We start from the raw sequence: 25,927 nt of genomic DNA on the forward strand, positions 1-25,927 counted from the left end.
AACGCGCGGGGGAGCTATGGAGCATAACGAATCTTCACAGGGCGATTTCGAGTCGACCCTGAAAAAACACGCGGTCGAACTGGTCGAGAGCCTTGAAAAAGGCAGGTTCGGCGACGCTGTGCAACTGATCCATGAGCTCAATCAGACCCGTGACCGCGGCCTGTATCAGGAAGTCGGCAAGCTCACACGTGAACTGCACAGTGCGATCGTCAACTTCCAGATCGACCCGAACATGCCACAGGCTGAGGAAGTGTCGCAAATCACCGACGCCACCGAACGCCTGGGCTATGTGGTCAAGCTGACAGAAGCCGCGGCCAACCGCACCATGGATCTGGTGGAAAGCGCCACGCCGGTGGTCAACAGTCTGGCTGATGAAGCCCAGACCTTGAGCGCCGATTGGGGTCGCTTCATGCGTCGCGAGGTCGGGGCTGAAGAGTTCCGCGAGCTGGCGCGCCGGGTCGACGGTTTTCTGTCACGCAGCAGCACGGACAACCGTGCGGTGTCGAGCAATCTCAACGACATCCTGCTGGCCCAGGATTACCAGGACCTGACCGGTCAGGTGATCAAGCGTGTGACCCAACTGGTCACCGAAGTCGAAAGCAATTTGCTCAAACTCGTGCTCATGGCCAGTCAGGTCGACCGCTTTGCGGGCATCGAACATGACCGCGCCGCGATGCTTGCAGAAAAAGATCCACAAAAACATCTCTCGCAGGGTGAAGGTCCGCAGATTCATGCCGATAAACGAGAAGACGTTGTGTCCGGTCAGGACGATGTGGACGATTTGTTATCCAGCCTCGGGTTCTAGAGTTTTGGAATTTTAGGTTTTTTGGGTTTTTAGACCTGTAGGAGCACCCCATTAATGAGCTTCGGCGCCGATGAAGAGATCCTTCAGGATTTCCTGGTTGAGGCCGGCGAGATTCTTGAGCAACTGTCCGAACAACTGGTCGAGCTGGAAAGCCGCCCGGATGACGCAGATTTGCTCAACGCAATTTTTCGCGGTTTCCACACTGTAAAAGGGGGCGCCGGCTTCCTTCAGCTCAATGAGCTGGTGGAGTGCTGTCACATCGCCGAAAACGTGTTCGACATCCTGCGTAAGGGTGAGCGTCGCGTTGATGCAGAACTGATGGACGTTGTCCTCGAAGCACTGGACGCGGTGAACAGCATGTTCACTGAGGTTCGTGAGCGTGCGCCGATCACCGCTGCCACCCCGGAACTGCTGGCCGCCCTGGCGCGCCTGGCCGAACCGCAATCGGCGGACGCCGCCCCGGCATCGCCGGTGGCCGAGATGATCGAAGAACTGGTCGTCGAAGGCGACTCGTCGGGCGACATCACCGATAACGAATTCGAACAACTGCTGGACTCGCTGAACGCCGTCAAGGCCGAAGCCGAAGCCCCGGCTGCTGCCGCACCTGCGCAAACGGCTGCTGAAGCTGCGAGCGATGAAATCACCGATGCCGAGTTCGAGTCGTTGCTCGATCAACTGCACGGCAAAGGCCAGTTCGCGGTGGACGCGGTTGCGCCAGCGGCGGCAGCCCCTGCGGCTCCGGCCAAGGGCGACAGCTCGGACATCACCGACGACGAATTCGAAGCCCTGCTCGATCAGTTGCATGGCAAGGGCAACTTTGCCGTGGATGCGCTGGAGTCGGCGATTGCTTCGGCACCTGTGCCAGCCGCACCGGCTGCTGCGGCGGCCGGCAGCGATCTGATCAGCGATCACGAGTTCGAATCGCTGCTCGACGAATTGCACGGTAAAGGCAAGTTCTCCGAAGTCGGCACCGCTGCTGCTGGCAGTGCTTCGACCGTCGCCACGCCTGCTGCCAAGGCACCGGCCGCTGCTGCAGCGCCCAAGCCTGCCGCCAAGCCTGAGCCGAAAGCCGAAGCGCCAAAACCGGCCGCCGCTGCTGCACCGGCTCCGGCCCGTGCGCCGGCGACACCGCCACCGGAAAAACCGGCGAGCGAAGCCGAAACCACCGTGCGCGTCGACACCGCGCGTCTCGACGAAATCATGAACATGGTCGGCGAACTGGTGCTGGTGCGTAACCGTCTGGTGCGCCTGGGCCTGAACAGCGGCGATGAAGCCATGCAAAAGGCCGTGTCGAACCTCGACGTGGTCACGGCTGACTTGCAGACCGCGGTGATGAAGACGCGGATGCAGCCGATCAAGAAGGTCTTCGGGCGCTTCCCGCGTCTGGTTCGTGACCTCGCGCGTCAGCTGAAGAAAGAGATCAACCTGGAACTGGTGGGTGAAGAAACCGACCTCGACAAAAACCTTGTCGAGGCCCTGGCCGACCCGCTGGTCCACTTGGTGCGCAACGCTGTCGACCACGGCATCGAGTCGCCGGAAGAACGCGAAGCGTCGGGCAAGGCCCGTGGCGGCCGTGTTGTTTTGGCTGCCGAGCAAGAGGGTGACCATATCCTGCTGTCGATTTCCGATGACGGCAAAGGCATGGACCCGAACGTCCTGCGCGCCATCGCGGTAAAACGCGGTGTGATGGACAAGGATGCGGCCGATCGCCTCAGCGATACCGAGTGCTACAACCTGATTTTCGCCCCGGGTTTCTCGACCAAGACCGAGATCTCCGACGTGTCCGGCCGCGGTGTCGGCATGGACGTGGTGAAGACCAAGATTTCCCAGCTCAACGGTTCGATCAACATCTACTCGACCAAGGGCCAGGGCTCGAAGATCGTCATCAAGGTGCCGCTGACCCTCGCGATTATGCCAACCCTGATGGTCATGCTCGGCAATCAGGCGTTTGCGTTCCCGTTGGTCAACGTCAACGAAATCTTCCACCTCGACCTGTCGACCACCAACGTCGTCGACGGTCAGGAAGTGGTGATCGTGCGGGACAAGGCGCTGCCATTGTTCTACCTCAAGCGCTGGCTGGTCAGCTCCGCCGCTCACGAAGAGCAGCGTGAAGGCCACGTGGTGATCCTTTCGGTGGGCACTCAGCGGATCGGCTTCGTTGTCGATCAACTGGTCGGCCAGGAAGAAGTGGTCATCAAGCCATTGGGCAAAATGCTGCAGGGCACTCCGGGCATGTCCGGCGCCACCATCACAGGTGACGGCCGCATCGCGCTGATTCTCGATGTTCCAAGCATGCTCAAGCGTTACGCCGCACGGCGTATTTGAATCCGGGGCGGCGGGGCGACAACGTCCCGCTGCACCTAATGGAGTGTTTATGGCAGTCAAAGTCCTGGTGGTGGACGATTCGGGTTTTTTCCGCCGCCGCGTCTCGGAAATTCTTTCTGCGGATCCGAGCATTCAGGTGGTCGGCACTGCAACCAACGGTAAAGAGGCGATTGATCAGGCGCTGGCACTCAAGCCAGACGTGATCACCATGGACTACGAGATGCCGATGATGGACGGCATCACGGCAGTGCGGCACATCATGCAGCGCTGCCCGACCCCGGTGTTGATGTTCTCCTCACTGACCCACGAAGGCGCCCGGGTCACCCTCGATGCGCTGGACGCCGGCGCGGTGGATTTCCTGCCGAAGAATTTCGAAGACATCTCGCGCAATCCCGAGAAGGTCAAGCAACTGCTGTGCGAGAAGGTCCATAGCATCTCGCGCAGTAACCGTCGTTTCAGTGCCTACAGCGCGCCGGCTCCAGTGGCTGCGCCAGCACCGACGCCTGCTTCGGCGCCGTCGAGTTTCGGCAGCCACAGCAGTCACAGCACCAGCGCGCCAACGCGTCCGGCTCCAGCGCCGGCACCGGCTCGTGCCCCGGCCGCCAGCGCGTCGTCGCCAGCGCCGAAACGCAAAGCCTACAAACTGGTGGCCATCGGTACCTCGACGGGCGGCCCGGTGGCCCTGCAACGTGTGTTGACTCAGTTGCCGGCGAATTTCCCGGCGCCGATCGTGCTGATCCAGCACATGCCGGCGGCGTTCACCAAGGCCTTCGCCGAGCGTCTCGACAAGCTGTGCCGCATCAGCGTCAAGGAAGCCGAGGATGGCGACATCCTGCGTCCGGGCCTGGCGTTGCTGGCGCCGGGTGGCAAGCAAATGATGATCGACGGCCGTGGCGCGGTGAAAATCCTCCCGGGCGATGAGCGTCTGAATTACAAGCCGTGCGTGGACATCACCTTCGGTTCCGCCGCCAAGTCCTACGGTGACAAAGTTCTGGCGGTCGTATTGACCGGCATGGGCGCCGATGGCCGTGAAGGCGCGCGTCTGCTCAAGCAGGGCGGCAGCGCGGTCTGGGCACAAGATGAGGCAAGTTGCGTGATCTACGGCATGCCAATGGCCATCGTTAAAGCCGACCTCGCCGACGCGGTATACAGCCTCGACGACATCGGCAAACACATTGTCGAGGCGTGTATCTGATGGATGTTTTAAGCCTTATCGGGATCATCATGGCGTTCGTCGCCATCATCGGTGGTAACTACCTTGAAGGTGGTCACCTCGGTGCGCTGGCCAACGGCCCGGCGGCATTGATCGTACTGGGCGGCACCATCGGTGCCGCACTGCTGCAATCGCCGATGAGCGCGTTCAAACGCGCCATGCAGATCCTCGCCTGGATTCTGTTTCCGCCACGGGTCGATCTGGCCGGTGGCATCGATCGCGTCGTCAACTGGAGCCTCACCGCACGCAAGGAAGGCCTGCTGGGCCTGGAAGGCGTGGCGGATGCCGAGCCCGACAATTACTCGCGCAAAGGCCTGCAACTGCTGGTCGACGGTGCCGAGCCGGAAGCGATCCGCAGCATCCTCGAAGTGGATTTCTACACCCAGGAAGCGCGCGACATCGAGGCGGCGAAAGTCTTTGAAAGCATGGGCGGCTACGCGCCGACCATCGGCATCATCGGTGCGGTGATGGGCCTGATCCACGTGATGGGCAACCTCGCGGATCCGACGCAACTGGGCAGCGGCATCGCCGTCGCCTTCGTTGCGACCATTTACGGCGTAGCCAGTGCCAACCTGGTGTTGCTGCCAATCGCCGCCAAGCTGAAGTCAATCGCGTTGCGGCAGTCGCGTTATCGCGAAATGTTGTTGGAAGGGATCCTGTCGATCGCCGAAGGTGAAAACCCTCGCTCCATTGAGTTGAAGCTGCAAGGCTTCATGGATTAAGGGAATAACCTCATGGCTCGTCGCAGGCATCAGGAAGAACACGTCAATCACGAGCGCTGGCTCGTGTCCTACGCGGATTTCATCACGTTGCTGTTCGCGTTCTTCGTGGTGATGTACTCGATTTCGTCGATCAACGAAGGCAAGTACAAGGAAATTTCCGAAGCGCTGGTCGGCGTCTTCAAAGACTCCGATCGCGCGCTCAAACCGATCCAGATCGGCGACGAACGGCCAAAAACCGTGACCCCGGCCAAGCCGCTGGTCAAGGACGCCGAGCAGATCGACGCCGGTATCGCCGGCGCCAGCGATCCGCTGAAAAGCATCGCCGATGACATCAGCGCGGCGTTCGGTGACTTGATCAGCTCCAACCAGATGACTGTGCGTGGCAATGAGCTGTGGGTCGAGATCGAACTCAACTCCAGCCTGTTGTTCGGCAGTGGCGACGCCATGCCAAGCGACATCGCCTTCAACATCATCGACAAGGTCGCGGCGATTCTGAAACCGTTCGACAACCCGATCCACGTCGAAGGCTTCACCGACGATCAACCGATCCGCACCGCGCAATACCCGACCAACTGGGAACTGTCCTCGGCGCGTTCGGCGAGCATCGTGCGCATGCTGGCCATGCAGGGTGTGAACCCTGGCCGATTGGCATCGGTGGGTTACGGCGAGTTTCAACCGGTGGCCAACAACGCTACCGCTGAAGGCCGGGGGAAAAATCGCCGGGTGGTTCTGGTGGTCTCGCGAAATCTCGATGTACGTCGCAGCCTGACGGGTACCGGGACTGCCAACGCGCAACCGGACGCTGCGTTGAAGCGTGCTGGCACACAAACTGCACCGACCCCGGTCAAGACGCCGGGACGCGAGAGTGCCGTCAATTCTCCGTCACCCGCATTAACACGCTGAGCTATGTCTCGGTCGAGCATATCGGCCGGGAGGAACGAACTGAATGAGAGTCTGGGCAGTCGCCAATCAAAAGGGTGGTGTCGGTAAAACCACATCTTCCATCGCTTTAGCCGGATTGCTGGCCGAGGCGGGCAAGCGCGTGGTTGTGGTCGATCTCGACCCGCACGGCTCGATGACCAGCTATTTCGGTTACGACCCCGACAGCCTGGAACACAGCAACTACGACCTGTTTCTGCACAAGGGCAGCGTGCCGCAAGGCCTGCCGGGGCAGTTGCTGTTGTCGACCAGTGACGAACGCATTTCCCTGCTGCCATCGAGCACCGCACTGGCGACCCTTGAGCGTCAGTCGCCGGGGCAGAGTGGCCTCGGTCTGGTGATCGCCAAGAGTCTGGCGCAACTGTGGCAGGACTTCGATTACGCAGTGATCGACAGCCCGCCGTTGCTCGGCGTGCTGATGGTCAACGCCCTCGCGGCGAGCCAGCAATTGGTGATTCCGGTGCAGACCGAACACTTGGCCGTCAAAGGTCTGGAGCGCATGGTCAACACCCTGGCGATGATCAACCGCTCGCGCAAACAGGCGCTGCCGTTCAGCATCGTGCCGACCCTGTTTGACCGCCGCACGCAAGCCTCGATGCATACGTTGCGTGTGCTGCGTGACAAATTCCCCGACGAGATCTGGCAGGGTTACATCCCCGTCGATACCCGTCTGCGCGACGCCAGCCGTGCCGGTGTCACGCCTTCGCAATTCGACGGCAAGAGCCGTGGCGTGCTGGCCTACCGCGCGCTGCTCAAGCACCTGTTGGCGCAACAACTTGTTCCGCAGGTGGCGTGAGCATGAATCGCCCGGTCAAACTCACCTCGCGTCCGCAATTGGCGTTGCAGTCTTATCTGGATAACTTGCTGCAGGAAATTCCTGAGGAGCTGCCGCCGGTTATTGAGGCGCAGCCTGAAGTTGTGGAAAGCACTGAGGCGCTGGACGAGTTTCAGGCGGCGGTGCTGGAAGAGCAGGCCCGTGACGCACAGAAAGCGGCCAAGCCTGCTGCGCCGCTTGTCGCGCCTGCCGTTGCACCTGTGGCGAAAGCGCCGGTGGCAATGATCGAGGAGGCCGAGCCGGTTCGCGCGCCAGTTTCGACACTCGCGCCGCTGCTGCAAACCCAGTTATTGAAAACCGCGCCGGAACCGGTAGCGGTCGAACCGGCACCGATTGCACCCGCACCGGTCGAACAGACGCTGGTCCCTCCGCTGGTGGAAGTGCATCTGCCGCCAAACAACACGCCGCCACCGGTGGAAACCGATGGTCGCCCGGCCTGGGCCTCCGAAGCGTTCGAATGCCTGTTGTTCGACGTCGCCGGGCTGACCCTGGCCGTGCCACTGGTCTGCCTGGGTTCGATCTATTCGCTGGCCGGCCACGAGCTGACGCCACTGTTCGGTCAGCCGGAATGGTTCCTCGGGATTCTGCCGAGTCAGGCCGGCAATCTGAAAGTGTTGGACACCGCGCGCTGGGTCATGCCGGATCGCTACCGCGATGACTTCCGTCAGGGCCTGCAGTATGTGATTTCGGTACAAGGTTACGAGTGGGGGCTGGCGGTGCATCAGGTCAGCCGCTCGTTGCGTCTGGACCCGAATGAAATCAAATGGAGAAGTCACCGGGGTCAGCGGCCATGGCTCGCCGGCACCGTGATTGAGCACATGTGTGCATTGCTTGACGTTTCCGCACTGGCCGAGTTGATCGCCAGCGGTGGGGCAAAGCACCTCGGCGGCCACAAGCCGCTACATAAACCGACATAGCAGCCGACATAACAATCAGGCGACGGCATTGTTGAATGCCGCCACACAGAACACACACCGCTCAGAGCGGTTTTTTCGAGGGGTCAGGGTATGAGTAGTCAGGCGACGAATGCAAAAGGTTCTGAAGATCCGATCCTGCAATGGGTAACCTTCAAACTGGATAACGAAACCTACGGCATCAACGTGATGCGCGTCCAGGAAGTGCTGCGCTACACCGAGATCGCTCCGGTGCCGGGTGCGCCAAGCTACGTGCTGGGCATCATCAACCTGCGCGGTAATGTGGTCACCGTGATCGACACCCGTCAGCGCTTCGGCCTGAGCACCGGCGAGATCAGCGACAACACCCGTATCGTCATCATCGAAGCCGACAAGCAAGTCGTCGGCATCATGGTCGACAGCGTGGCCGAAGTGGTTTACCTGCGTCAGTCGGAAATCGAGACGGCGCCGAACGTCGGCAACGAAGAGTCGGCCAAGTTCATCCAGGGCGTGTGCAACAAGAACAACGAGTTGCTGATCCTGGTCGAGCTGGACAAGATGATGAGCGAAGAAGAATGGTCGGACCTGGAGAATATCTGATTGATTCTCGAGGTTGCGGTCATTGTCCTGTTCCTCTTCTGGGCAGGCACGCTGGCGATGTTTGTGTCGTATATCAAGGCGCAGCGGGTAATCGCCGCGCAACAGGCCCAGGGCGATGCGCTGCGTGATCAGCGCATCAAGGACTTGGCCAAGCGTGTCGACGACTACCAGAACGGCAACGTGCGCATGGGCGAAGCTCTGCACGAGCTGCGCGCGGTCGTCAGTCCGTTGCCGGACAAAATCGTTCAGCTGGAACAGCGCGATCCATCCAGCCTGTCATTCGCCCAGGCGGCGAAACTGGTGGGCATGGGCGCCAGCGTCGATGAGCTGACTCAGTCCTGCGGGTTGACCCAGGCTGAGGCGGAGTTGATGCGCAAGCTTCACAAGAACTGATCTTTGCGCTCAAGCTGATGGCCTATTCGCGAGCAAGCTCGCTCCCACATTAGATCGGTTTACGCCGAACCAATGTGGGAGCGAGCTTGCTCGCGAAGGCGTCTTCGAAGTCTCAGTAATCATCCCCGCGATCGGTGACGTCCTTCTCGATCATCGGCGCATTCGGGTCCTGCCCCTCGGGGAATTTGCCCTTCAGATTCCACGCAAACGCGATGATCTCGGCGATCGTGCGATACAGCTCTTCGGGGATGCTGTCGCCCAATTCCATGCGCGCGAGCAAGCGCACCAACTCGGCGTTTTCGTAGATAGGCACTTCGCAATCGCGAGCGATGCGCAGGATTTCTTCGGCCAGCTCTTCATCACCCTTGGCGGTGAGGGTCGGCGCGTGGTTGCCGTCGTACTTGAGGGCGATGGCCTGGCGTGGGGCAGTGGAATCGTTCATGCGGTTTCGTCGACCCAGCGGTGTTCGAGACGGGTTTGGTTGCCCTGCGGCGGCGTGCCGAGGTGGCAGTCGATGTCGCCGACGTTGAGCCCGCGATCAAGCAGGCGCTGACGCAGGGCGAACAGGTTGTTGCCGATCAGGTCCGCGGTGTACGGCCGTTCGGCCCACAGTTGGCTGGACAGGCTGCCGGCGATCAACTGCGCCTGAATCTGCATCGGCCCGAGCGGTTCCATGTCGAACGCCAGATCGACGCGCCACAGTTGTTGCTTGGGCTCGCGTTCGTCGCGACGTTCGTTGGGTTGCGGCTCTCGCTCCGGCGCTTCTTCGCGCTGGAACTTGACCTGCAACGGCACGATGTCCTGCAGGTTGCGCATGGGGATTTCCAGCTGCCAGGTGCTGAGCAGGCGCCCGTCGTCGGTGACGCCGGTCTGCTCGAGACTCGACAGTTGGTGGCTTTGCAGGCGCGATACCGCAGCGGCGGCGAGGCGCAACAACTGTTCCAGATCGCCTTCGCCTTCCAGGCTTTGCAGCAAGCGGTCGGGCAGCGGGAAGCTGCTCGGCACGGGTTTGGCGCTGACCTGACCGAGCATGCCAAGGGCGTTGCGGACGAAGCTTGGCAGTGCTTGCGCCAAGGTGTTGGCGGCGATGATCGCGTTGAAACTGGTGCTGCTCGGCAGGCCCGGCGTCAGTTGTGCGATCAGCTTGAGCAGGTCGGCCTTCATGTCCGGGGCCAGCGTCGGGTTCTGTCCGCTCAGCAGTTTGGCTTCGAGGAACACGCCGCTGTTGGCCAAGGCCAGCGCCACGCCTTTGGCGGTACTCAGTTGTTGCACGTCCGGGAGGCTGGCGAGCAGCTTCTCGACTGCCGCACGCAAATCTGCAGAAGTGGGGTCGTCGACTGGCGGCAGGTTCTGTAAGGCGTTCAATAGCCCACCGAGTGACGCCTGACGACTTTGCTGGCCGACCAGTTGCTGACTCACGGCGAGTTGTTCCTGACGACTGCTCATCGGCAAGAACTTGAGGGTTTGAGCGTCTTCCACCAGCGCCGAAAGCAAGGTGCCAATGCGCAGCGGCTGCGGGCTGTCGATGGTCAGAGTGCTGCCGCTCTGCGCAGTGTTGAGCAGCGTGACCAGTGAACGGAATACCGCGGCTTGCCCCGGCGTCTGCGGCAGCACCTGCGAGGTCAGCACCTTGCCTTGCAGCAGCGTGCCGACCGGCAATTGCGCGGTATCGATGCGGGTGAGGGCGGCGACACTGCTGGCGATGGCCTGCTGCACGGTAATCGCCAGGTTGCCCGCCGATGGCTGAGTGATCGCCAGACTTGTGCCTTGCGGCAACGGCAGATTGCTGGTCGCCTGCACGGTGGTCTGGCGTCCGCCGTCGACGGTCACCTTGAGCAATAACTGAAAGGTCTGATCCGCCTGCTTGAGCGACAATACCTCGGCCTTGGCGCTTTGCCCGGCGGCAATCAGGCCTTCGACCGGGGTCAGCAGCTTGAGCAGCTCACCGACCTGCGGGCGAACGGTCGCCGGGGTAGTGGGCGGGAGCGGGAGGATGTTCATTTCGCCTGTCATACGCGGACACAACCTGAGGAAAATGCACTCTTGAGAGTAAGGCACGACATGTATAATGCCGCCCGTCTTGCGCTTCGAATAAAAAACATAGCAATTGTTTGACCCAGCTCTCTAGAACGAGCCGTCAATGCATCTATGCTGCATCTCTTTAACGGCCGCGCCAGAGCCGACTTGAACCGTATAAGGCCCGTGATCCCTTGACCAGTCCTGTCCTGCAAACCGTTGCCCTCGCGTGTGAACGTGATCTGCGGCTGCTCTTCGAAAATCTCGAATTGAGACTCGCCAGTGGCGATATGGTGCAGATCAGCGGCCCCAACGGCAGCGGTAAAACCAGCCTGTTGCGTCTGCTGTCCGGGCTGATGCAGCCGACCGCCGGGCAAGTCCTGCTCAATGGCCAGCCGCTGACCGAACAGCGCAGCGAACTTGCACGCAACCTGCTGTGGATCGGCCACGCCGCCGGGATCAAGGATCTGCTGACCCCGGAAGAGAACCTGGCGTGGCTGTGCGCCCTGCATCATCCCGCCGAACGCGAGGCGATCTGGCAAGCGCTGGCAGCTGTAGGATTGCGCGGCTTCGAAGATGTTCCCTGCCACAGCCTGTCCGCCGGTCAGCAACGCCGTGTGGCGCTGGCGCGTTTGTATCTGGACAGCCCGCCGCTGTGGATTCTCGATGAGCCGTTCACGGCTCTCGATAAACAAGGTGTGGCGCAACTTGAAGAACACCTGGCTGGGCACTGCGAACGCGGCGGTCTGGTGGTGTTGACCACGCACCACACGCTGAGCCGGATGCCGGCCGGTTATCGCGACATCGATTTGGGGAACTGGGCAGTATGAGTGTGTTCGGCCTGCTGGTTGCCCGTGAATCCCGATTGCTGTTTCGCCGCCCGGCGGAGCTGGCCAATCCGCTGATTTTCTTCGCCATCGTCATCGCTTTGTTCCCGCTGGCCGTCGGCCCGGAAACTCAAGTGTTGCAAAACCTGTCCCCCGGGTTAGTCTGGGTGGCGGCGCTGTTGTCAGTCCTGCTCTCGCTGGACGGGCTGTTCCGCAGTGATTTCGAAGACGGGTCCCTGGAACAGTGGGTCCTTTCGTCGCACCCGCTGCCACTTCTGGTGTTGGCCAAGGTGCTGGCACACTGGCTTTTCTCCGGTCTGGCGCTGGTTTTGCTCTCACCGTTGCTGGCGTTGATGCTCGGTTTGCCTGCCGCCTGCCTGCCGGTTTTGCTGCTTTCGTTGCTGTTGGGTACACCGGTGCTGAGCTTGCTCGGCGCGGTGGGCGCGGCATTGACGGTCGGTTTGAAACGCGGCGGCCTGTTGTTGGCGCTGCTGATTCTGCCGTTGTACATCCCGGTGTTGATCCTTGGCAGTGGCGCCTTGCAGGCTGCCTTGCAAGGCATGCCGGCGACCGGGTATCTGCTGTGGCTGGGTAGCCTGACCGCCCTGGCGATCACCCTGACACCCTTTGCAATAGCTGCTGGCCTGAAGATCAGCGTCGGCGAATAATGAGGTCTGGTTAAAATTTAACCAGCAAAGACCCTGAGACTGCTCACACCGATGAGCGGCATCCGTGATGGAAACAGTATGAACTGGACCTGGTTTCACAAGCTCGGCTCGCCCAAGTGGTTCTACGGCATCAGCAGCAAGTTCTTGCCGTGGTTGAGCATTGCAGCGTTGCTGCTGATTGGCGTCGGTGTCGTTTGGGGCCTGGCCTTCGCGCCGCCGGACTATCAGCAGGGCAACAGCTTTCGCATCATCTATATCCACGTACCCGCCGCGATGCTCGCTCAGTCGATCTACGTGATGCTGGCGGTATGCGGTGTGGTCGGGCTGGTGTGGAAGATGAAACTGGCCGACGTCGCCCTGCAATGCGCCGCTCCGATCGGCGCGTGGATGACCGCTGTAGCGCTGGTCACCGGGGCGATCTGGGGCAAGCCGACCTGGGGCTCGTGGTGGGTCTGGGATGCGCGTCTTACCTCGATGCTGATCCTGCTGTTTCTGTATTTCGGCGTGATCGCGCTGGGCAATGCCATCAGCAATCGCGACAGCGCCGCCAAGGCCTGCGCCGTGCTGGCCATCGTTGGTGTGATCAACATCCCGATCATCAAATACTCGGTGGAGTGGTGGAACACCCTGCACCAGGGCGCGACGTTCACCCTCACGGAAAAACCGGCGATGCCGGCGGAAATGTGGCTGCCGCTGCTGCTGACGGTGCTGGGTTTCTACTGCTTCTTCGGCGCCGTGCTGTTGCTGCGCATGCGTCTTGAAGTGCTCAAGCGTGAAGCCCGCGCCAGTTGGGTTAAAGAAGAAGTGCAGCACAGTCTGGAGGCCGCTCGATGAGTTTTGCTTCATTCGGCGACTTCCTCGCCATGGGCCATCATGGCCTGTATGTCTGGTCGGCCTACGGCATCTGTCTGGCGGTGCTGATCCTCAACGTGGTGGCGCCGATCGCGGCCCGCAAGCGCTATCTGCAACAAGAGGCGCGTCGTCTGCGCCGGGAGAACGGCAAGTGAATCCGCTGCGCAAGAAACGTCTGATCATCATTCTGGCCATTCTGGTCGGGGTCGGCGCTGCCGTCGGCCTGGCCCTCAGCGCCCTGCAGCAGAACATCAATCTGTTCTATACCCCGACCCAGATCGCCAATGGCGAAGCCCCGCAAGACACGCGCATCCGTGCCGGCGGCATGGTCGAGAAGGGTTCGCTGCAACGTTCGCCGGATTCCCTCGACGTCAAATTCGTCGTCACCGATTTCAGCAAGTCCGTGACCATCGCCTATCGCGGCATCCTTCCGGATCTGTTCCGCGAAGGGCAGGGCATCGTCGCCCTCGGCAAGCTCAACGCCGAGGGCGTGGTGGTGGCCGATGAAGTGCTGGCCAAGCACGACGAGAAGTACATGCCGCCGGAAGTGACCAAAGCCTTGAAAGACAGCGGTCAATCCGCACCAACGCCTGCGAAGGAGGGTTGATCGATGACATCGGCAATTTTTATTCCTGAGCTCGGTCATCTGGCGATGATTCTGGCGCTGTGTTTTGCGCTGGTGCAGGCCGTTGTGCCATTGATTGGCGCCTGGCGCGGCGACCGTTTCTGGATGAGTCTGGCCCAGCCGGCCGCGTGGGGGCAGTTTGCGTTTTTGCTGTTTGCGTTCGGCATTTTGACCTACGCATTCATGACCGATGATTTCTCCGTCGCCTATGTCGCCAACAACTCCAACACCGCGTTGCCGTGGTACTACAAATTCAGCGCGGTGTGGGGTGCCCACGAAGGTTCGTTGCTGCTGTGGGCGCTGATCCTCGGCGGGTGGACTTTCGCGGTGTCGGTATTTTCGCGTCAGTTGCCGCAGGTGATGCTCGCGCGGGTGCTGGCGGTGATGGGCATGATCAGTACCGGTTTTCTGTTGTTCCTGATCCTCACGTCCAACCCGTTCAAACGCATCCTGCCGCAAATGCCGAGTAATGGCGCTGACCTCAATCCGTTGCTGCAAGACATCGGCCTGATCGTGCACCCGCCAATGTTGTACATGGGCTACGTCGGTTTTTCGGTGGCGTTCGCCTTTGCCATTGCGGCGTTGATGGGCGGTCGTCTTGACGCCGCGTGGGCGCGTTGGTCGCGGCCATGGACCATCGTCGCCTGGGCCTTCCTCGGCATCGGCATCACCCTCGGTTCGTGGTGGGCGTACTACGAACTCGGCTGGGGCGGCTGGTGGTTCTGGGACCCGGTGGAAAACGCTTCTTTCATGCCGTGGCTGGTCGGCACCGCGCTGATCCACTCGCTGGCAGTCACGGAAAAACGTGGCGTGTTCAAGAGCTGGACAGTGTTGCTGGCGATTGCCGCGTTCTCGTTGAGCCTGCTCGGTACGTTCCTGGTGCGTTCGGGCGTACTGACTTCGGTGCACGCGTTTGCCTCCGATCCGGAGCGGGGCGTGTTCATCCTGATCTTCCTGCTGTTCGTGGTTGGCGGTTCGCTGACGTTGTTCGCCCTCCGCGCACCTGTGGTCAAGAGTCAGGTCGGTTTCAACCTGTGGTCGCGGGAAACCCTTCTGCTGGGCAACAACCTGGTGCTGGTCGTGGCCGCGTCGATGATCCTGCTCGGCACGCTGTACCCGCTGATTCTCGATGCTCTCAGCGGCGCGAAGATGTCGGTCGGCCCGCCGTACTTCAACGCACTGTTCATTCCGTTGATGGCGCTGCTGATGCTGGTCATGGCGGTCGGTGTGATCGTCCGTTGGAAAGACACCCCGGTGAAATGGCTGGCCGGCATGCTCACGCCAGTGCTGCTCGGCAGCGTCGCGCTGGCCGTAGTCGCCGGTGTCGCTTACGGCGATTTCAACTGGGCGGTGATCGCGACCTTCCTGCTCGCCGCGTGGGTGCTGCTGGCCGGTGCTCGCGACATCGTCGACAAGACTCGCCACAAAGGCCTGATCAAAGGTCTGCCGACGCTGACCCGCAGCTATTGGGGCATGCAGATCGCCCACCTCGGCATCGCCGTGTGTGCGCTGGGCGTGGTGTTGTCGAGCCAGAACAGTGCCGAGCGCGACTTGCGTCTGGCACCGGGCGAATCGATGGACCTGGCCGGTTATCACTTCATTTTCGAAGGCGCCAAGCACTTCGAAGGACCGAACTTCACGTCCGACAAAGGCACGATTCGGGTCACTCGTGACGGCAAGGAAATCAGCGTGCTGCACCCGGAAAAACGTCTGTATACCGTGCAGAACTCGGTGATGACCGAAGCCGGCATCGACGCTGGCTTTACCCGTGACCTCTACGTTGCACTCGGTGAACCGTTGGACAACGGCGCGTGGGCGGTGCGCGTGCACGTCAAGCCGTTCGTGCGCTGGATCTGGTTCGGCGGTCTGCTCACAGGTTTCGGTGGGTTGCTGGCAGCGCTCGATCGACGTTATCGGGTCAAGGTGAAAGCCAAGGTGCGTGAAGCGCTGGGCATGACGGGAGCGGCGGCATGAGACGTTGGTTGATGCTGGTGCCACTGGCGATTTTTCTGCTGGTGGCGGTGTTTCTTTATCGCGGTTTGTACCTCGATCCGGCGGAGCTGCCGTCGGCGATGATCAATAAGCCATTCCCGGAGTTTTCCCTGCCAAACGTGCAGGGCGACAAGCGCCTGACCAAGGCTGACATTCTCGGCAAACCGGCGCTGGTCAACGTCTGGGGCACATGGTGCATTTCCTGCCGGGTCGAGCATCCGGTGCTGAACAAGCTCGCCGAGCGTGGCGTGGTGATCTACGGCATCAACTACAAGGACACCAATGCCGATGCCTTGAAGTGGCTGGCCGAATTCCACAATCCGTACGTGCTGGACATCCGTGACGACGAAGGCTCGCTGGGCTTGAACCTCGGTGTTTACGGCGCGCCGGAAACCTTCTTCATCGACGCCAAGGGCATCATCCGCGACAAGTACGTCGGCGTGATCGATGAGCAGGTCTGGCGCGAAAAACTCGCGGCCAAGTATCAGGCGCTGGTCGATGAGGCCAAGCCATGAAGCGTTTTTTGGCTGCTGTGATTCTGGGCTTGAGTCTGGTCGGTGTCGCCCATGCGGCCATTGATACCTACGAGTTCGCAAAAGAGGGTGATCGAGAGCGTTTCCGCGAGTTGACCAAGGAACTGCGCTGCCCCAAGTGCCAGAACCAGGACATCGCCGACTCCAACGCGCCCATCGCCGCTGATTTGCGCAAAGAGATTTTCCGCATGCTCGGCGAGGGCAAGGACAACCAGCAGATCATTGACTTCATGGTCGATCGCTACGGTGATTTCGTCCGCTACAAACCGGCGCTCAATGCCAAGACCGCATTGCTGTGGTTCGGCCCGGCCGGGCTGCTGCTCGGTGGCGTTGTGGTGATCGCGGTGATCGTCCGCCGTCGTCGCGGCCAGCGTGCCGAGACCCCGCAAGCGCTGTCCATCGAAGAGCGTCAGCGCCTCGACCAACTGTTGGATAAAAACCAAGAATGATTGATTTCTGGCTTGCCGCAGGGCTGTTGCTTCTGGTCGCCCTGAGTTTTCTGCTGATCCCGGTTTTGCGTGAGCGTCGCGCCCAGCGTGAAGAGGATCGTACTGCCCTGAACGTTGCGTTGTATCAGGAGCGTGTCGCCGAGTTGCAAGCGCAACAGGCTGAAGGCGTACTCGACGCGGCGCAAATGGACAGCGGTCGTGCCGAGGCTGCGCGCGAGTTGCTGGCAGATACCGAAGGTGTAGCCGCACCGCGTATCTCGAAACTGGGTAAACCGTTGCCGTTGCTGGCGGCGGTGTTGGTGCCGGTGTTGGGCCTGGGTCTGTATGTGCATTTCGGTGCCGCCGACAAGGTCGAACTGACCCGCGAATTCGCTCAGGCGCCGCAATCGATGGAAGAGATGACCCAGCGTCTGGAACGTGCCGTCGCGGCGCAACCGGATTCTGCGGAAGGCCTGTATTTCCTTGGCCGCACCTACATGGCTCAGGAGCGTCCGGCGGACGCGGCGAAGATGTTCGAACGAGCCGCCAACCTTGCCGGGCGCCAGCCGGAACTGCTCGGCCAGTGGGCGCAGGCGCAGTATTTTGCTGACGGCAAGAAGTGGTCAGCGAAGATCCAGGCGCTGACTGACGAAGCGCTGAAGGCTGATCCGAAAGAAGTCACCAGCCTCGGCCTGCTCGGCATCGCTGCGTTTGAAGGCGAACGTTATCAGGAAGCCATCGACTACTGGAATCGCTTGCTGGCGCAATTACCGCCGGACGACAACTCGCGAGCCGCGCTGCAAGGCGGGATCAAGCGCGCCGCCGAACGTCTGGAAGCCAGTGGCGGCAAAGTCGCTCAGGCACCCGTAGCTGCGAAAGCTGCACTGTTGAAAGTCAGCGTCGATCTTTCCAGCGAACTCAGAAGCAAAGTGCAACCGGGGGACAGCGTGTTCATTTTCGCCCGAGCGACGTCCGGCCCACCAGCGCCGCTGGCAGCCAAGCGCCTGACCGTGGCCGATCTGCCGGTGACCGTGGAACTGGGCGATGCCGACGCAATGATGCCGCAGTTGAAACTGTCGAACTTCCCTGAAGTCCAACTGGTTGCGCGCATCTCACGGGCTGGTCAACCGACCGCCGGTGAATGGGTTGGTCGCAGCGGCCCGCTGGCCAGCAGCACCACTGCGCTACAAAAACTGACCATCGACAGCCCGGACAAATAGCCGGACACAACAGGAAAGCACCGCCATGCACACCATCGCCCGAATCACAGTCCTCACACTGGCCCTGGGCTTAAGTGCATGTGCGGTGCAACGCCCGGAACCGACCACCAATCTGCCGCCGATCCCGCCGTCGCAACCCAGCCCGACTCCGTCGACCTCACCGACCCCGGGCAAAAGCATCCCGGCGAAACCGGCCAAACCAGTGCCGCGCACCTCAGCCAGCTTCGCCCCGCCACCGGGCGGCAATAGCCACTGGGATCAAAAACTCGGCGTCTACGTTCTCGACGACCAGACCAACACCTTCTACCGCCAACGCACCTACTACCGCTGGAACAACGGCTGGAGCCGCTCGATCAGCCCGAACGGCCCGTGGGAAGACACCAACATCCACGGCGTGCCACCGGGGTTGGGCAAGCAGTTCGGGCAGTAAAACGAAAACGGCGATCTTTGGATCGCCGTTTTTTTGTCTGTTTGAAACGTTCGCGGGTATTCGCTAGGTCAACACCCCCTGCACAAACTCAACAAACGCCCGCGCCTTGGCACTCGCCATTCTCCCCGTCGGAAACACCGCCCATAAATCCAGATCGGGCAGGGTCCAGTCGTGCATAACAGTTTTCACTGCGCCGCTGGCCAGTTCCGGGGCGAACATCCATTCGGAAGCCAGGGTCAGGCCCTGATTGGCCAGTACGGCTTCGCGTACACCTTCGGCCGCGCTGACGCGCAAACGTCCGCTGATGATCACTGATTGTTTTTCAGAACCTTTGGCGAACTCCCAAGTGGTGCCGCCGCCGAGGTTGTAGACGACCGCCTGGTGTTTGCTCAATTCAGCGGGGCAGCTCGGTTCGCCGTGCCTGGCAAAGTACGCCGGCGTACCGAGTACCACGCGGCGGCAGTCGGCGATCTTGCGGGCGGTGAGCCCCGAGTCGGTGAGTGCACCCATGCGCAAGGCAACGTCGATGCCTTCTTCGACCAGATTGATGTTGCGGTCGTCGAGCATCAGGTCGATGTTCAGTTGCGGGTGCTGATCAAGAAAAGCCCCCAGTTGCGGCACGATGTGCAGGCGACCGAAGGTCACGGCGGCGCTGATTCGCAGGTTGCCGCTCAGACCGCTGGCGCTGCCACGGGCGGCGTTGTCGGCCTCGTCAGCTTCTTCGAGTGCACGTTTGGCCCGCTCGAAAAAGGCCAGTCCGGCTTCGGTCGGAGTCAGGCCGCGAGTCGAGCGCAGGAGCAGGCTGACGGCCAGGCGTTTTTCCAGATGAGCGATGGTTTTCGATACGGCAGGCTGACCGATGTTCAGGCGCCGGGCGGCGGCGGAAAACGAGCCGGTTTCGACGACGCAGACGAAGGTTTCCATGGCGGCGAGGCGGTCCATCAAAGCTCCTGTACAAATCTGGATATATCGTCGATTCCTGTGGGAGCGAGCCTGCTCGCGAAAGCGGCGTATCAGCAACATCAATGGGTCTGACAGACCGTATTCGCGAGCAGGCTCGCTCCCACAGGGGATTTGCGGTGTTAATTAGAATGCGGCTTTACCGACCGAGGCGCCACCATCGACAAACAGGGTTTGCCCGGTGACGAAGCCGCTCTGCTCCGAAAGCAGAAATGCAATCGCCGACGCAATCTCCTCCGGCTGCCCAAGCCGCCCCATCGGCACCCCGGCCAGATAGCGCGCTTCGCCTTCACTGCCCGGCGGATTGTTGGCGCGGAACAGTTCGGTCTCGGTCGGCCCCGGTGCCACGGCGTTCACCGTAACGCCGGTTTGCGCCAGCTCCAGCGCCCACGAGCGGGTGAAACTGACCAGCGCCGCTTTCGCCGCCGCATACGCCGTGCGCTGGGTGATGCCCAACACCGTCAGGCTGGAAATATTCACCACCCGACCCCAACCGCGCGTGCGCATCCCCGGCAGCAGCGCCTGAGTCGCCTGCAACGCCGAATGCAGATTCAGCCGCATCACGTCGTCGAAGGCATCCAGATCGATATCGCCCAACGCCTGCGGACGCACCAGCCCGACGTTGTTCACCAACCCGTCGAACTCATAGGTGCGCGCCAGCTCCGCGAGAACCTCACCGGTCAGCTTGCGATCGCTCAGGTCCAGCGGAAACAGAATCCCCGGAAAGCTCAGATCCGGCTGGCGAGCAATCCCCACCACGCGATGCCCGGCGCGGTCCAGATGTTCGGCCAGCGCCCGGCCAATGCCTTTGCTGGCGCCGGTGATGAGGAAAGTACGTCGGGTCATGGCAACTCCAGGGCAGATCATCGATTCAGCCGCGCAATGCATCCAGCATCGCTTCAGGCTCGGGACGCTGAGTGTAATCCGGGTTGACCTCGGCGTAACGAATCACGCCATCCTGACCGATCACATACCGCGCCGGCATCGGCAAGGTCCACGCGGGATCATCGTTGAAGCTCGGCAGGTCATTGCGCAGGTTCTTGTACAGCTCGATCAGGTAGGGCGGCAATTCGAAACGCAGCCCGAAGGCTGCCGCCACGTCATTGCGCGGGTCGCTGAGGATCGGAAATTGCAGCTCGTTGATGCGTTGCGACTTACGGCTGTTGGCAGCGATCTGCGGTGAAATCGCCAGCAGACTCGCCCCGGCGTCCTGAATCGCCGGCAGAAAAGCCTGGAGTGCTTGCAACTCCATGTTGCAGTAAGGGCACCAGACGCCACGATAAAACGTCAGCACCAACGGCCCCTGCGCCAACCGGTCGGCGGACGAGACCGGGTTGCCCTCAGGGTCTTTCAGGGTGAACAGCGGCGCCGTGTCGCCGACCTTCAACGCACGGCTGGCGGCATCAGAGGCGATCAGTTCGGCAGTGGCGCGTTCCATCACCGGGTGGATATCGGCCGGGGCGTTGTAAGGTGGTTTGCCGGCCTTGAAGTCGGCTTTGAAGGCATCGAGTTTTGCTTGCAGCGTCATGGTCGGAAGTCCTGAAGAAGCGCCGGTAGTGGCTGGGTTCAAGAGTGACTGTCAGGCACGGGCAGGAGAACGCCGGTGCGGGGCATAGCATTCATGCTTGGTGGGAATGAATGAAAACTCACACTCTGCAAAACAACCGGACGTCGCTTTGCGGTTTCCTGTGCTTGAATAAAGATAACTCTAGGGTTATTTTTAATAGGCCAAGCCAAGGAGGCGATTGGTGCAGAGCAGGCAATTGATCAAGGAGTTGGAGGAGGCGGGGTGGGTGCTGGATCGGATCACCGGCAGTCATCACATCTTCACTCACCGATACAACCCGTACACGATTCCCGTCCCTCACCCGAAAAAGGATTTGCCACTGGGGACGGTCAAAAGCATCAGGAGGCGTGCCGGGTTGTATAACCCGCCAGCCAGTTACCAAGGAGATCCATAATGCAATATCCAATCTGCATCGAATGGGGTGACGAAAATACCGCCATTGGTATTCAGATCCCCGATATTCCCGGCGCCGTTACGGCAGGGGATAGCTTTGAAGATGCCTACAATGCGGCGGTTGAAATCGCCCACATCATGCTGCAAGAGATTGCGGCGGACGGTGAGTCGATCCCTATGCCGACATCGGCATCCGCCCATCGCAGTAATCCGGAATTCGCCGATATGGGATGGGGCATGCTGGAACTGGATATCTCGCCGTATCTCGGCAAGACCGAGAAGGTCAACGTGACGCTGCCCGGTTACGTTATCCAGCGAATCGATCGTTATGTGCGCGAGCACAACGTCAAAAGCCGCTCCTCCTTTCTGGCGGACGCGGCGATGGAAAAACTGGTTCGATATTGAACGTCATCGCTCCCACGGGCGTAGTGAGTAACCTGTGGGAGCGAGCTTGCTCGCGAAGCTTTTAACGCCTTACGCCGTTGCCAATGAGCCGCGCTGCGAAGCACTCAAAAACCGCAACAACGCCAACAGCGGAAACACACTGCCGACAATCACGATCCACAACCAGCCGCCATGCTCGTACACCGCACTGGCCACCGACGAACCAAACGCGCCGCCGATGAAGATGCTGGTCATGTACAGCGCGTTCAGACGGCCACGGCTTTTCGCGTCCAGCGAGTAAACAGCGCGTTGGCCGAGAACCATGTTCATCTGTACGCAGAAGTCGAGCACCACGCCGGTCACGGCCAGGCCGATAACGCTGTAGGCGGGGTGGATGAACGCGGGCAGGAAGCTCAGGCTGGCGAACAGCATAGCCAGCAGCGAGGCGATGCGGGTATGACCGGCATCGGCCAGACGCCCGCTGATTGGCGCGGCGATGGCACCGATGGCACCGACCAGAGCAAAAATAGCGATCTCGCTTTGCGACAGACCATGGTTGCGCGCCAGTTCCAGCGGCACCGCAGTCCAGAACAGGCTGAACGTGGCGAACATGCAGCCCTGATAAAACGCTCGCTGACGCAATACCGGTTGCTGACGCAGGAGGGTCCACAGCGAGCCAATCAGTTGACCATAAGTGGCGCTGTGATCGGGTTGGCGCTTGGGCACGGTCAGTGCCAAGACAACGCTGATTGCCGCCATCAATGCGGCAGCAATCATGAACATCGCCCGCCAGCCTAAATGGTCGGCGACCACACTCGACACCGGCCGCGCCAGCAAAATACCTAGCAACAAACCGCCCATGATCCCTCCGACCACCCGGCCACGTGATTCTTCCGGAGCCAGATGCGCAGCCAATGGAATCAGAATCTGCACCGACACCGAACTGAAGCCCACTAGCAACGAGATCAGCAGGAACACGTTCGGCTGATCGGTAAACGCCGCCGCCAACAGGCTGGCAATCGCCACCACGGTGGTGATGATCATCAACCGGCGGTTCTCCAGCAGATCGCCCAGCGGCACCAGAAAGAACAGGCCCAGCGCATAACCGATTTGCGTCAGCGAGACGATGAAGCTGGCCATGGTGTCGGAGAGACCGATGTCCGGCGCGATAAGACCGATGATCGGCTGCGCGTAGTAGATGTTGGCAACGATGGCGCCGCAGCAGAAGGCGAACAGCAGCACCATGCCTCGGGTCATTGCGTGAGCGGTGGTGGTCATAAGGTTTCTCGATCCAGCGAAAGGGAGTGCGGTGAGGCTATGGGACAAACCGGGCAGGCAGAAGACGCCGGCGGTTGATATCAGTTATTCCGTTGCGGAATGACCCGATGCTATCGACTTGTCATCCATCGGCGGACCTTGCGTCCGACCGTTGAGGGTCGATGATACATTCACTTACATCCTGTTCGATAGCGTGCTTATGTTTGCATCGGCTTGTTCCACATTCATGACCGGAGGATTGCCATGAAGCTTCGCCTTATCGCAACGATTGTCCTGATCAGCCTGCTCGGCGCGACGAGCGTGCAGGCCGCTGATGCACCTGGGATGCGCATCGGCGTGCGCGGCGAGATCACCGGGGTTAGCGCCGACTCACTGAAAGTCCACGTCAACAGCGGCGAGAACGTGGTGATTCAGCTGGCGACCGACACCAAGGTTCGCGCCGTCACCCTGGCCAACATCGAAGACATCAAACCCGGTAGCTACATCGGTTCGGCAGCAATGCCACAGGAAGACGGCACACTCAAAGCGCTGGAAGTGCACGTGTTCCCGCCGGAGCTGGCGGGGAGTGGCGATGGCCATCGTCCATTCGATCTGGCCAAGGGCAGCAGCATGACCAATGGCAGCGTCGGCGATCTGGTGGTGAGCAACGGGCGGGTGCTGACGGTGAACTACAAGGGCGGGCAGCAAAAAATTCTGGTGCCGGAGGATGTGCCGATCGTCAATCTGACGCCGGGGGATCGGAGCTTGCTGAAGGTTGGAGTGAAGATCGTCACCTTCGTCACGCAAAGTGCAGACGGCACGCTGACTGCGCAGGCGATTTCTGCGGGTAAGGATGGGGTGACACCACCGATGTAGAAGCCCCTCACCCTAGCCCTCTCCCGGAGGGAGAGGGGACTGACCGAGGTGTCTGGCGCTATACATCGACCTGAAAGACTTGCAGCGATTATGGATTCACAGCAGCACTTTCAGGTCGGCGAATCTTTTGAGCATCCCACGGTCGGCCCCCTCTCCCTCCGGGAGAGGGCTGGGGTGAGGGTAAAGCGGCCACAAAAAAAGGCGACCGTTGAGGGTCGCCTTTTTCATGTCAGCTTAACTGTTACTGGCCGGTATAGATCTGATCGAAGACACCGCCATCATTGAAGTGAGTCTTCTGCACCGTACGCCATTCACCAAAGGTCTTCTCAACCGAAAGGAAATCAACTTTCGGGAAACGATCGGTGTACTTCGCCAGCACCGCCGGGTCACGCGGACGCAGGTAATTTGCCGCGGCAATCTCCTGACCTTCCGGCGACCACAGGTACTTCAGGTACTCATCCGCCGCCGCACGCGAACCCTTCTTGTCGACCACTTTATCGACCACAGAAACCGGCGGCTCGGCCTCAGCCGAAACACTCGGGTAGATCACTTCAAACTGATCACGACCAAACTCGCGGGCAATCATTTCCGCTTCGTTTTCGAAGGTCACCAGCACGTCGCCGATCTGGTTGGTCATGAAGGTCGTGGTCGCCGCACGGCCACCGGTATCGAGCACTGGCGCTTGCTTGAACAGTTTGCCGACGAAGTCCTTGGCCTTGTTCTCGTCGCCGCCATTCTTCAACACATAGCCCCAGGCCGACAGGTAGGTGTAGCGACCGTTACCCGAGGTTTTCGGGTTTGGCACGATCACTTGCACGCCGTCCTTGAGCAGATCCGGCCAGTCTTTCAGGGCTTTCGGGTTGCCTTTGCGCACGATAAACACCGTGGCCGAGGTGAACGGCGCGCTGTTGTTCGGCAGACGGGTGACCCAGTTCTCCGGCACCAGTTTGCCGTTGTCGGCGAGGGCGTTGATGTCGGTGGCCATGTTCATGGTGATGACGTCAGCCGGCAGGCCGTCGATCACCGAGCGCGCTTGCTTGCTCGAACCGCCGAAGGACATCTGCACGGTGATGTTTTCGTTGTGCTCGGCTTGCCAGTGTTTCTGGAACGCAGTGTTGTAGTCCTTGTAGAAATCGCGCATCACGTCGTAGGAAACGTTGAGCAGCGTTGGGGCTGCCTGGGCGATGTTGGCCAAGGCCAGGCCGGCGGCGAGAAGTGAGGCGCCAAAGATTTTTTTCACTGCGCATTCCTTGTTTTATCGGTGTAGAAGCAGGGGGTGATGTTCAATTGCCACTGACTATAACGGTGCATGCATAGTCGTTTAAAGATTAAAAAGCTCTTTGCTTATTCCAGTTTCTTGAACAGTGCATTGCCACATCGTGAGCAAAACGCGGCGCCGTGTTCATGGCTGTTTTTCTTGCACACCGGGCAGTCGTGTTGCAGCTGTTCTCCGCGCATGGCGTTGGCCAGTTCGGCGGTGAAAATCCCCGTCGGTACGGCGATGATCGAGTAACCGGTGATCATCACCAGCGAAGAAATCACCTGACCCAGCGGAGTTTTCGGCACGATGTCGCCGAAGCCCACGGTGGTCAGCGTGACGATCGCCCAATAGATGCCTTTGGGAATGCTGGTGAAGCCATGCTCCGGGCCTTCGATCACGTACATCAGCGTGCCGAACACCGTCACCAGCGTGCAGACACTGACCAGAAAGACGACGATTTTCTGTTTGCTGCCGCGCAGCGCCGACATCAAATAGTTGGCTTGCTTGAGGTACGGGCTGAGCTTGAGCACGCGGAAAATCCGCAGCATGCGGATGATTCGAATGATCAGCAGGTACTGCGCATCGCTGTAATACAGGGCGAGGATGCCGGGCACGATCGCCAGCAAATCCACCAGCCCGTAAAAGCTGAAGGCGTAGCGCAACGGCTTGGGCGAGCAGTACAGGCGCAGGATGTACTCGCCGAGAAAGATGATCGTGAAGCCCCACTCGATGTAGGCCAGCACGTCGGCGTAGTTCTGGTGAATGCTGTCGATGCTGTCGAGCATCACGATCACCAGACTGGCAAGGATGATCAACAGCAAGATGCCGTCGAAGCGACGCCCGGCGAGGGTGTCGCTCTGGAAAATCATGACGTAAAGCCGTTCGCGCCAACTGTTGCTGCTGTCCATGGGTA

30 protein-coding genes are annotated in these 25,927 nt (G+C 60.6%); 22 read left to right on the forward strand and 8 right to left on the reverse strand.

Annotation, left to right across the window (positions count from 1 at the left end):
• Nucleotides 1–16 precede the first annotated feature (16 nt).
• The 9 genes from ACZ0A4_RS03085 to ACZ0A4_RS03125 all read left to right on the forward strand — a co-directional run bounded on the left by ACZ0A4_RS03085 (nucleotide 17) and on the right by ACZ0A4_RS03125 (nucleotide 8,725).
• A complete protein-coding gene (locus tag ACZ0A4_RS03085; protein WP_007920000.1) occupies nucleotides 17–805 on the forward strand; it encodes a protein phosphatase CheZ in 789 nt (262 codons plus the stop codon).
• Between the two features lie 54 nt (nucleotides 806–859).
• Nucleotides 860–3,130, forward strand: a complete 2,271-nt coding sequence (locus tag ACZ0A4_RS03090; protein ID WP_463573026.1) for a chemotaxis protein CheA — start codon at nucleotides 860–862, stop codon at nucleotides 3,128–3,130.
• A 49-nt stretch (nucleotides 3,131–3,179) separates the two neighbouring features.
• Nucleotides 3,180–4,325 carry a protein-glutamate methylesterase/protein-glutamine glutaminase gene (locus tag ACZ0A4_RS03095; protein ID WP_463573028.1) on the forward strand — a complete coding sequence of 382 codons (1,146 nt, stop codon included), beginning with the start codon at nucleotides 3,180–3,182 and terminating at the stop codon, nucleotides 4,323–4,325.
• The gene (locus ACZ0A4_RS03100) at nucleotides 4,325–5,065 is read left to right on the forward strand and encodes a flagellar motor protein (protein WP_016987476.1); all 741 of its coding nucleotides are present in this window, start codon (nucleotides 4,325–4,327) and stop codon (nucleotides 5,063–5,065) included. Before ACZ0A4_RS03095 ends, ACZ0A4_RS03100 begins: the two co-directional genes overlap by 1 nt.
• 12 nt (nucleotides 5,066–5,077) lie before the next feature.
• Nucleotides 5,078–5,968 carry a flagellar motor protein MotD gene (motD, locus tag ACZ0A4_RS03105; RefSeq protein WP_064390875.1) on the forward strand — a complete coding sequence of 297 codons (891 nt, stop codon included), beginning with the start codon at nucleotides 5,078–5,080 and terminating at the stop codon, nucleotides 5,966–5,968.
• A gap of 43 nt (nucleotides 5,969–6,011) precedes the next feature.
• Complete coding sequence (locus ACZ0A4_RS03110; protein WP_008077691.1) at nucleotides 6,012–6,800, forward strand: ParA family protein; 789 nt, start codon at nucleotides 6,012–6,014, stop codon at nucleotides 6,798–6,800.
• A gap of 2 nt (nucleotides 6,801–6,802) precedes the next feature.
• On the forward strand, nucleotides 6,803–7,756 hold the full coding sequence (locus tag ACZ0A4_RS03115) for a CheW domain-containing protein (protein ID WP_463573029.1): 954 nt from the start codon (nucleotides 6,803–6,805) through the stop codon (nucleotides 7,754–7,756).
• A gap of 90 nt (nucleotides 7,757–7,846) precedes the next feature.
• Nucleotides 7,847–8,332, forward strand: a complete 486-nt coding sequence (locus ACZ0A4_RS03120) for a chemotaxis protein CheW (RefSeq protein WP_038363882.1) — start codon at nucleotides 7,847–7,849, stop codon at nucleotides 8,330–8,332.
• Complete coding sequence (locus ACZ0A4_RS03125) at nucleotides 8,333–8,725, forward strand: DUF2802 domain-containing protein (protein WP_102900473.1); 393 nt, start codon at nucleotides 8,333–8,335, stop codon at nucleotides 8,723–8,725. It begins immediately after the preceding gene.
• 112 nt (nucleotides 8,726–8,837) lie between these two features.
• Here the strand turns inward: ACZ0A4_RS03125 and ACZ0A4_RS03130 are convergent, their stop codons facing one another.
• Both ACZ0A4_RS03130 and fliK read right to left on the reverse strand, forming a co-directional pair.
• Nucleotides 8,838–9,167: an EscU/YscU/HrcU family type III secretion system export apparatus switch protein gene (locus tag ACZ0A4_RS03130; RefSeq protein WP_463573030.1), complete on the reverse strand. Its 330-nt coding sequence runs from the start codon at nucleotides 9,165–9,167 to the stop codon at nucleotides 8,838–8,840.
• Nucleotides 9,164–10,738, reverse strand: coding sequence for a flagellar hook-length control protein FliK (gene fliK, locus ACZ0A4_RS03135; RefSeq protein ID WP_463573031.1), 1,575 nt, complete (start codon nucleotides 10,736–10,738; stop codon nucleotides 9,164–9,166). The genes ACZ0A4_RS03130 and fliK overlap by 4 nt, the downstream gene beginning before the upstream one ends.
• 197 nt (nucleotides 10,739–10,935) lie before the next feature.
• Here fliK and ccmA point away from each other — a divergent pair, with 197 nt between their 5' ends.
• The 10 genes from ccmA (at nucleotide 10,936) to ACZ0A4_RS03185 (ending at nucleotide 18,316) form a co-directional block, all read left to right on the forward strand.
• Nucleotides 10,936–11,571, forward strand: coding sequence for a cytochrome c biogenesis heme-transporting ATPase CcmA (ccmA, locus tag ACZ0A4_RS03140; RefSeq protein ID WP_463573033.1), 636 nt, complete (start codon nucleotides 10,936–10,938; stop codon nucleotides 11,569–11,571).
• The gene (ccmB, locus tag ACZ0A4_RS03145; protein ID WP_007919970.1) at nucleotides 11,568–12,236 is read left to right on the forward strand and encodes a heme exporter protein CcmB; all 669 of its coding nucleotides are present in this window, start codon (nucleotides 11,568–11,570) and stop codon (nucleotides 12,234–12,236) included. The genes ccmA and ccmB overlap by 4 nt, the downstream gene beginning before the upstream one ends.
• 78 nt (nucleotides 12,237–12,314) lie before the next feature.
• The gene (locus tag ACZ0A4_RS03150) at nucleotides 12,315–13,070 is read left to right on the forward strand and encodes a heme ABC transporter permease (RefSeq protein WP_016987487.1); all 756 of its coding nucleotides are present in this window, start codon (nucleotides 12,315–12,317) and stop codon (nucleotides 13,068–13,070) included.
• Nucleotides 13,067–13,243 (forward strand): heme exporter protein CcmD, encoded by a 177-nt coding sequence (gene ccmD / locus ACZ0A4_RS03155; protein WP_003222944.1) that lies wholly within the window; start codon nucleotides 13,067–13,069, stop codon nucleotides 13,241–13,243. Before ACZ0A4_RS03150 ends, ccmD begins: the two co-directional genes overlap by 4 nt.
• Entirely contained in the window at nucleotides 13,240–13,695 is a 456-nt protein-coding gene (gene ccmE, locus ACZ0A4_RS03160) for a cytochrome c maturation protein CcmE (protein WP_463573034.1), read from the forward strand. The genes ccmD and ccmE overlap by 4 nt, the downstream gene beginning before the upstream one ends.
• Before the next feature lie 3 nt (nucleotides 13,696–13,698).
• Complete coding sequence (locus ACZ0A4_RS03165; protein ID WP_463573035.1) at nucleotides 13,699–15,687, forward strand: heme lyase CcmF/NrfE family subunit; 1,989 nt, start codon at nucleotides 13,699–13,701, stop codon at nucleotides 15,685–15,687.
• Complete coding sequence (locus tag ACZ0A4_RS03170) at nucleotides 15,684–16,220, forward strand: DsbE family thiol:disulfide interchange protein (protein ID WP_463387741.1); 537 nt, start codon at nucleotides 15,684–15,686, stop codon at nucleotides 16,218–16,220. The genes ACZ0A4_RS03165 and ACZ0A4_RS03170 overlap by 4 nt, the downstream gene beginning before the upstream one ends.
• The gene (locus ACZ0A4_RS03175; RefSeq protein WP_122600267.1) at nucleotides 16,217–16,687 is read left to right on the forward strand and encodes a cytochrome c-type biogenesis protein; all 471 of its coding nucleotides are present in this window, start codon (nucleotides 16,217–16,219) and stop codon (nucleotides 16,685–16,687) included. The genes ACZ0A4_RS03170 and ACZ0A4_RS03175 overlap by 4 nt, the downstream gene beginning before the upstream one ends.
• Nucleotides 16,684–17,886: a c-type cytochrome biogenesis protein CcmI gene (gene ccmI / locus ACZ0A4_RS03180; RefSeq protein ID WP_463573036.1), complete on the forward strand. Its 1,203-nt coding sequence runs from the start codon at nucleotides 16,684–16,686 to the stop codon at nucleotides 17,884–17,886. The genes ACZ0A4_RS03175 and ccmI overlap by 4 nt, the downstream gene beginning before the upstream one ends.
• Before the next feature lie 25 nt (nucleotides 17,887–17,911).
• Complete coding sequence (locus ACZ0A4_RS03185; protein WP_158830025.1) at nucleotides 17,912–18,316, forward strand: hypothetical protein; 405 nt, start codon at nucleotides 17,912–17,914, stop codon at nucleotides 18,314–18,316.
• A 63-nt stretch (nucleotides 18,317–18,379) separates the two neighbouring features.
• Here ACZ0A4_RS03185 and ACZ0A4_RS03190 read toward each other — a convergent pair whose 3' ends face one another.
• The 3 genes from ACZ0A4_RS03190 to ACZ0A4_RS03200 form a co-directional block, all read right to left on the reverse strand.
• Complete coding sequence (locus tag ACZ0A4_RS03190; protein ID WP_463573038.1) at nucleotides 18,380–19,258, reverse strand: LysR family transcriptional regulator; 879 nt, start codon at nucleotides 19,256–19,258, stop codon at nucleotides 18,380–18,382.
• 144 nt (nucleotides 19,259–19,402) lie between these two features.
• A complete protein-coding gene (locus tag ACZ0A4_RS03195; protein WP_463573039.1) occupies nucleotides 19,403–20,122 on the reverse strand; it encodes an SDR family oxidoreductase in 720 nt (239 codons plus the stop codon).
• A gap of 25 nt (nucleotides 20,123–20,147) precedes the next feature.
• Nucleotides 20,148–20,804, reverse strand: coding sequence for a peroxiredoxin-like family protein (locus ACZ0A4_RS03200; RefSeq protein ID WP_463573040.1), 657 nt, complete (start codon nucleotides 20,802–20,804; stop codon nucleotides 20,148–20,150).
• 220 nt (nucleotides 20,805–21,024) lie between these two features.
• Here ACZ0A4_RS03200 and ACZ0A4_RS03205 point away from each other — a divergent pair, with 220 nt between their 5' ends.
• Together ACZ0A4_RS03205 and ACZ0A4_RS03210 are read left to right on the forward strand one after the other, a co-directional pair.
• Complete coding sequence (locus ACZ0A4_RS03205) at nucleotides 21,025–21,237, forward strand: type II toxin-antitoxin system HicA family toxin (protein WP_108226823.1); 213 nt, start codon at nucleotides 21,025–21,027, stop codon at nucleotides 21,235–21,237.
• Entirely contained in the window at nucleotides 21,237–21,641 is a 405-nt protein-coding gene (locus ACZ0A4_RS03210; RefSeq protein ID WP_122844880.1) for a type II toxin-antitoxin system HicB family antitoxin, read from the forward strand. The genes ACZ0A4_RS03205 and ACZ0A4_RS03210 overlap by 1 nt, the downstream gene beginning before the upstream one ends.
• Before the next feature lie 69 nt (nucleotides 21,642–21,710).
• On the opposite strand, the gene ACZ0A4_RS03215 is transcribed toward ACZ0A4_RS03210, so the two are convergent.
• Nucleotides 21,711–22,898, reverse strand: a complete 1,188-nt coding sequence (locus ACZ0A4_RS03215; protein ID WP_463573041.1) for an MFS transporter — start codon at nucleotides 22,896–22,898, stop codon at nucleotides 21,711–21,713.
• Nucleotides 22,899–23,141: 243 nt separating this feature from the next.
• Here ACZ0A4_RS03215 and ACZ0A4_RS03220 point away from each other — a divergent pair, with 243 nt between their 5' ends.
• Complete coding sequence (locus tag ACZ0A4_RS03220; protein WP_463573042.1) at nucleotides 23,142–23,753, forward strand: hypothetical protein; 612 nt, start codon at nucleotides 23,142–23,144, stop codon at nucleotides 23,751–23,753.
• 241 nt (nucleotides 23,754–23,994) lie between these two features.
• On the opposite strand, the gene ACZ0A4_RS03225 is transcribed toward ACZ0A4_RS03220, so the two are convergent.
• Entirely contained in the window at nucleotides 23,995–24,993 is a 999-nt protein-coding gene (locus ACZ0A4_RS03225; RefSeq protein ID WP_463573044.1) for a sulfate ABC transporter substrate-binding protein, read from the reverse strand.
• A 104-nt stretch (nucleotides 24,994–25,097) separates the two neighbouring features.
• On the reverse strand, nucleotides 25,098–25,922 hold the full coding sequence (locus tag ACZ0A4_RS03230; protein WP_016987501.1) for an ion transporter: 825 nt from the start codon (nucleotides 25,920–25,922) through the stop codon (nucleotides 25,098–25,100).
• Nucleotides 25,923–25,927 lie beyond the last annotated feature (5 nt).

This window comes from Pseudomonas sp. AC172, from assembly GCF_979258595.1.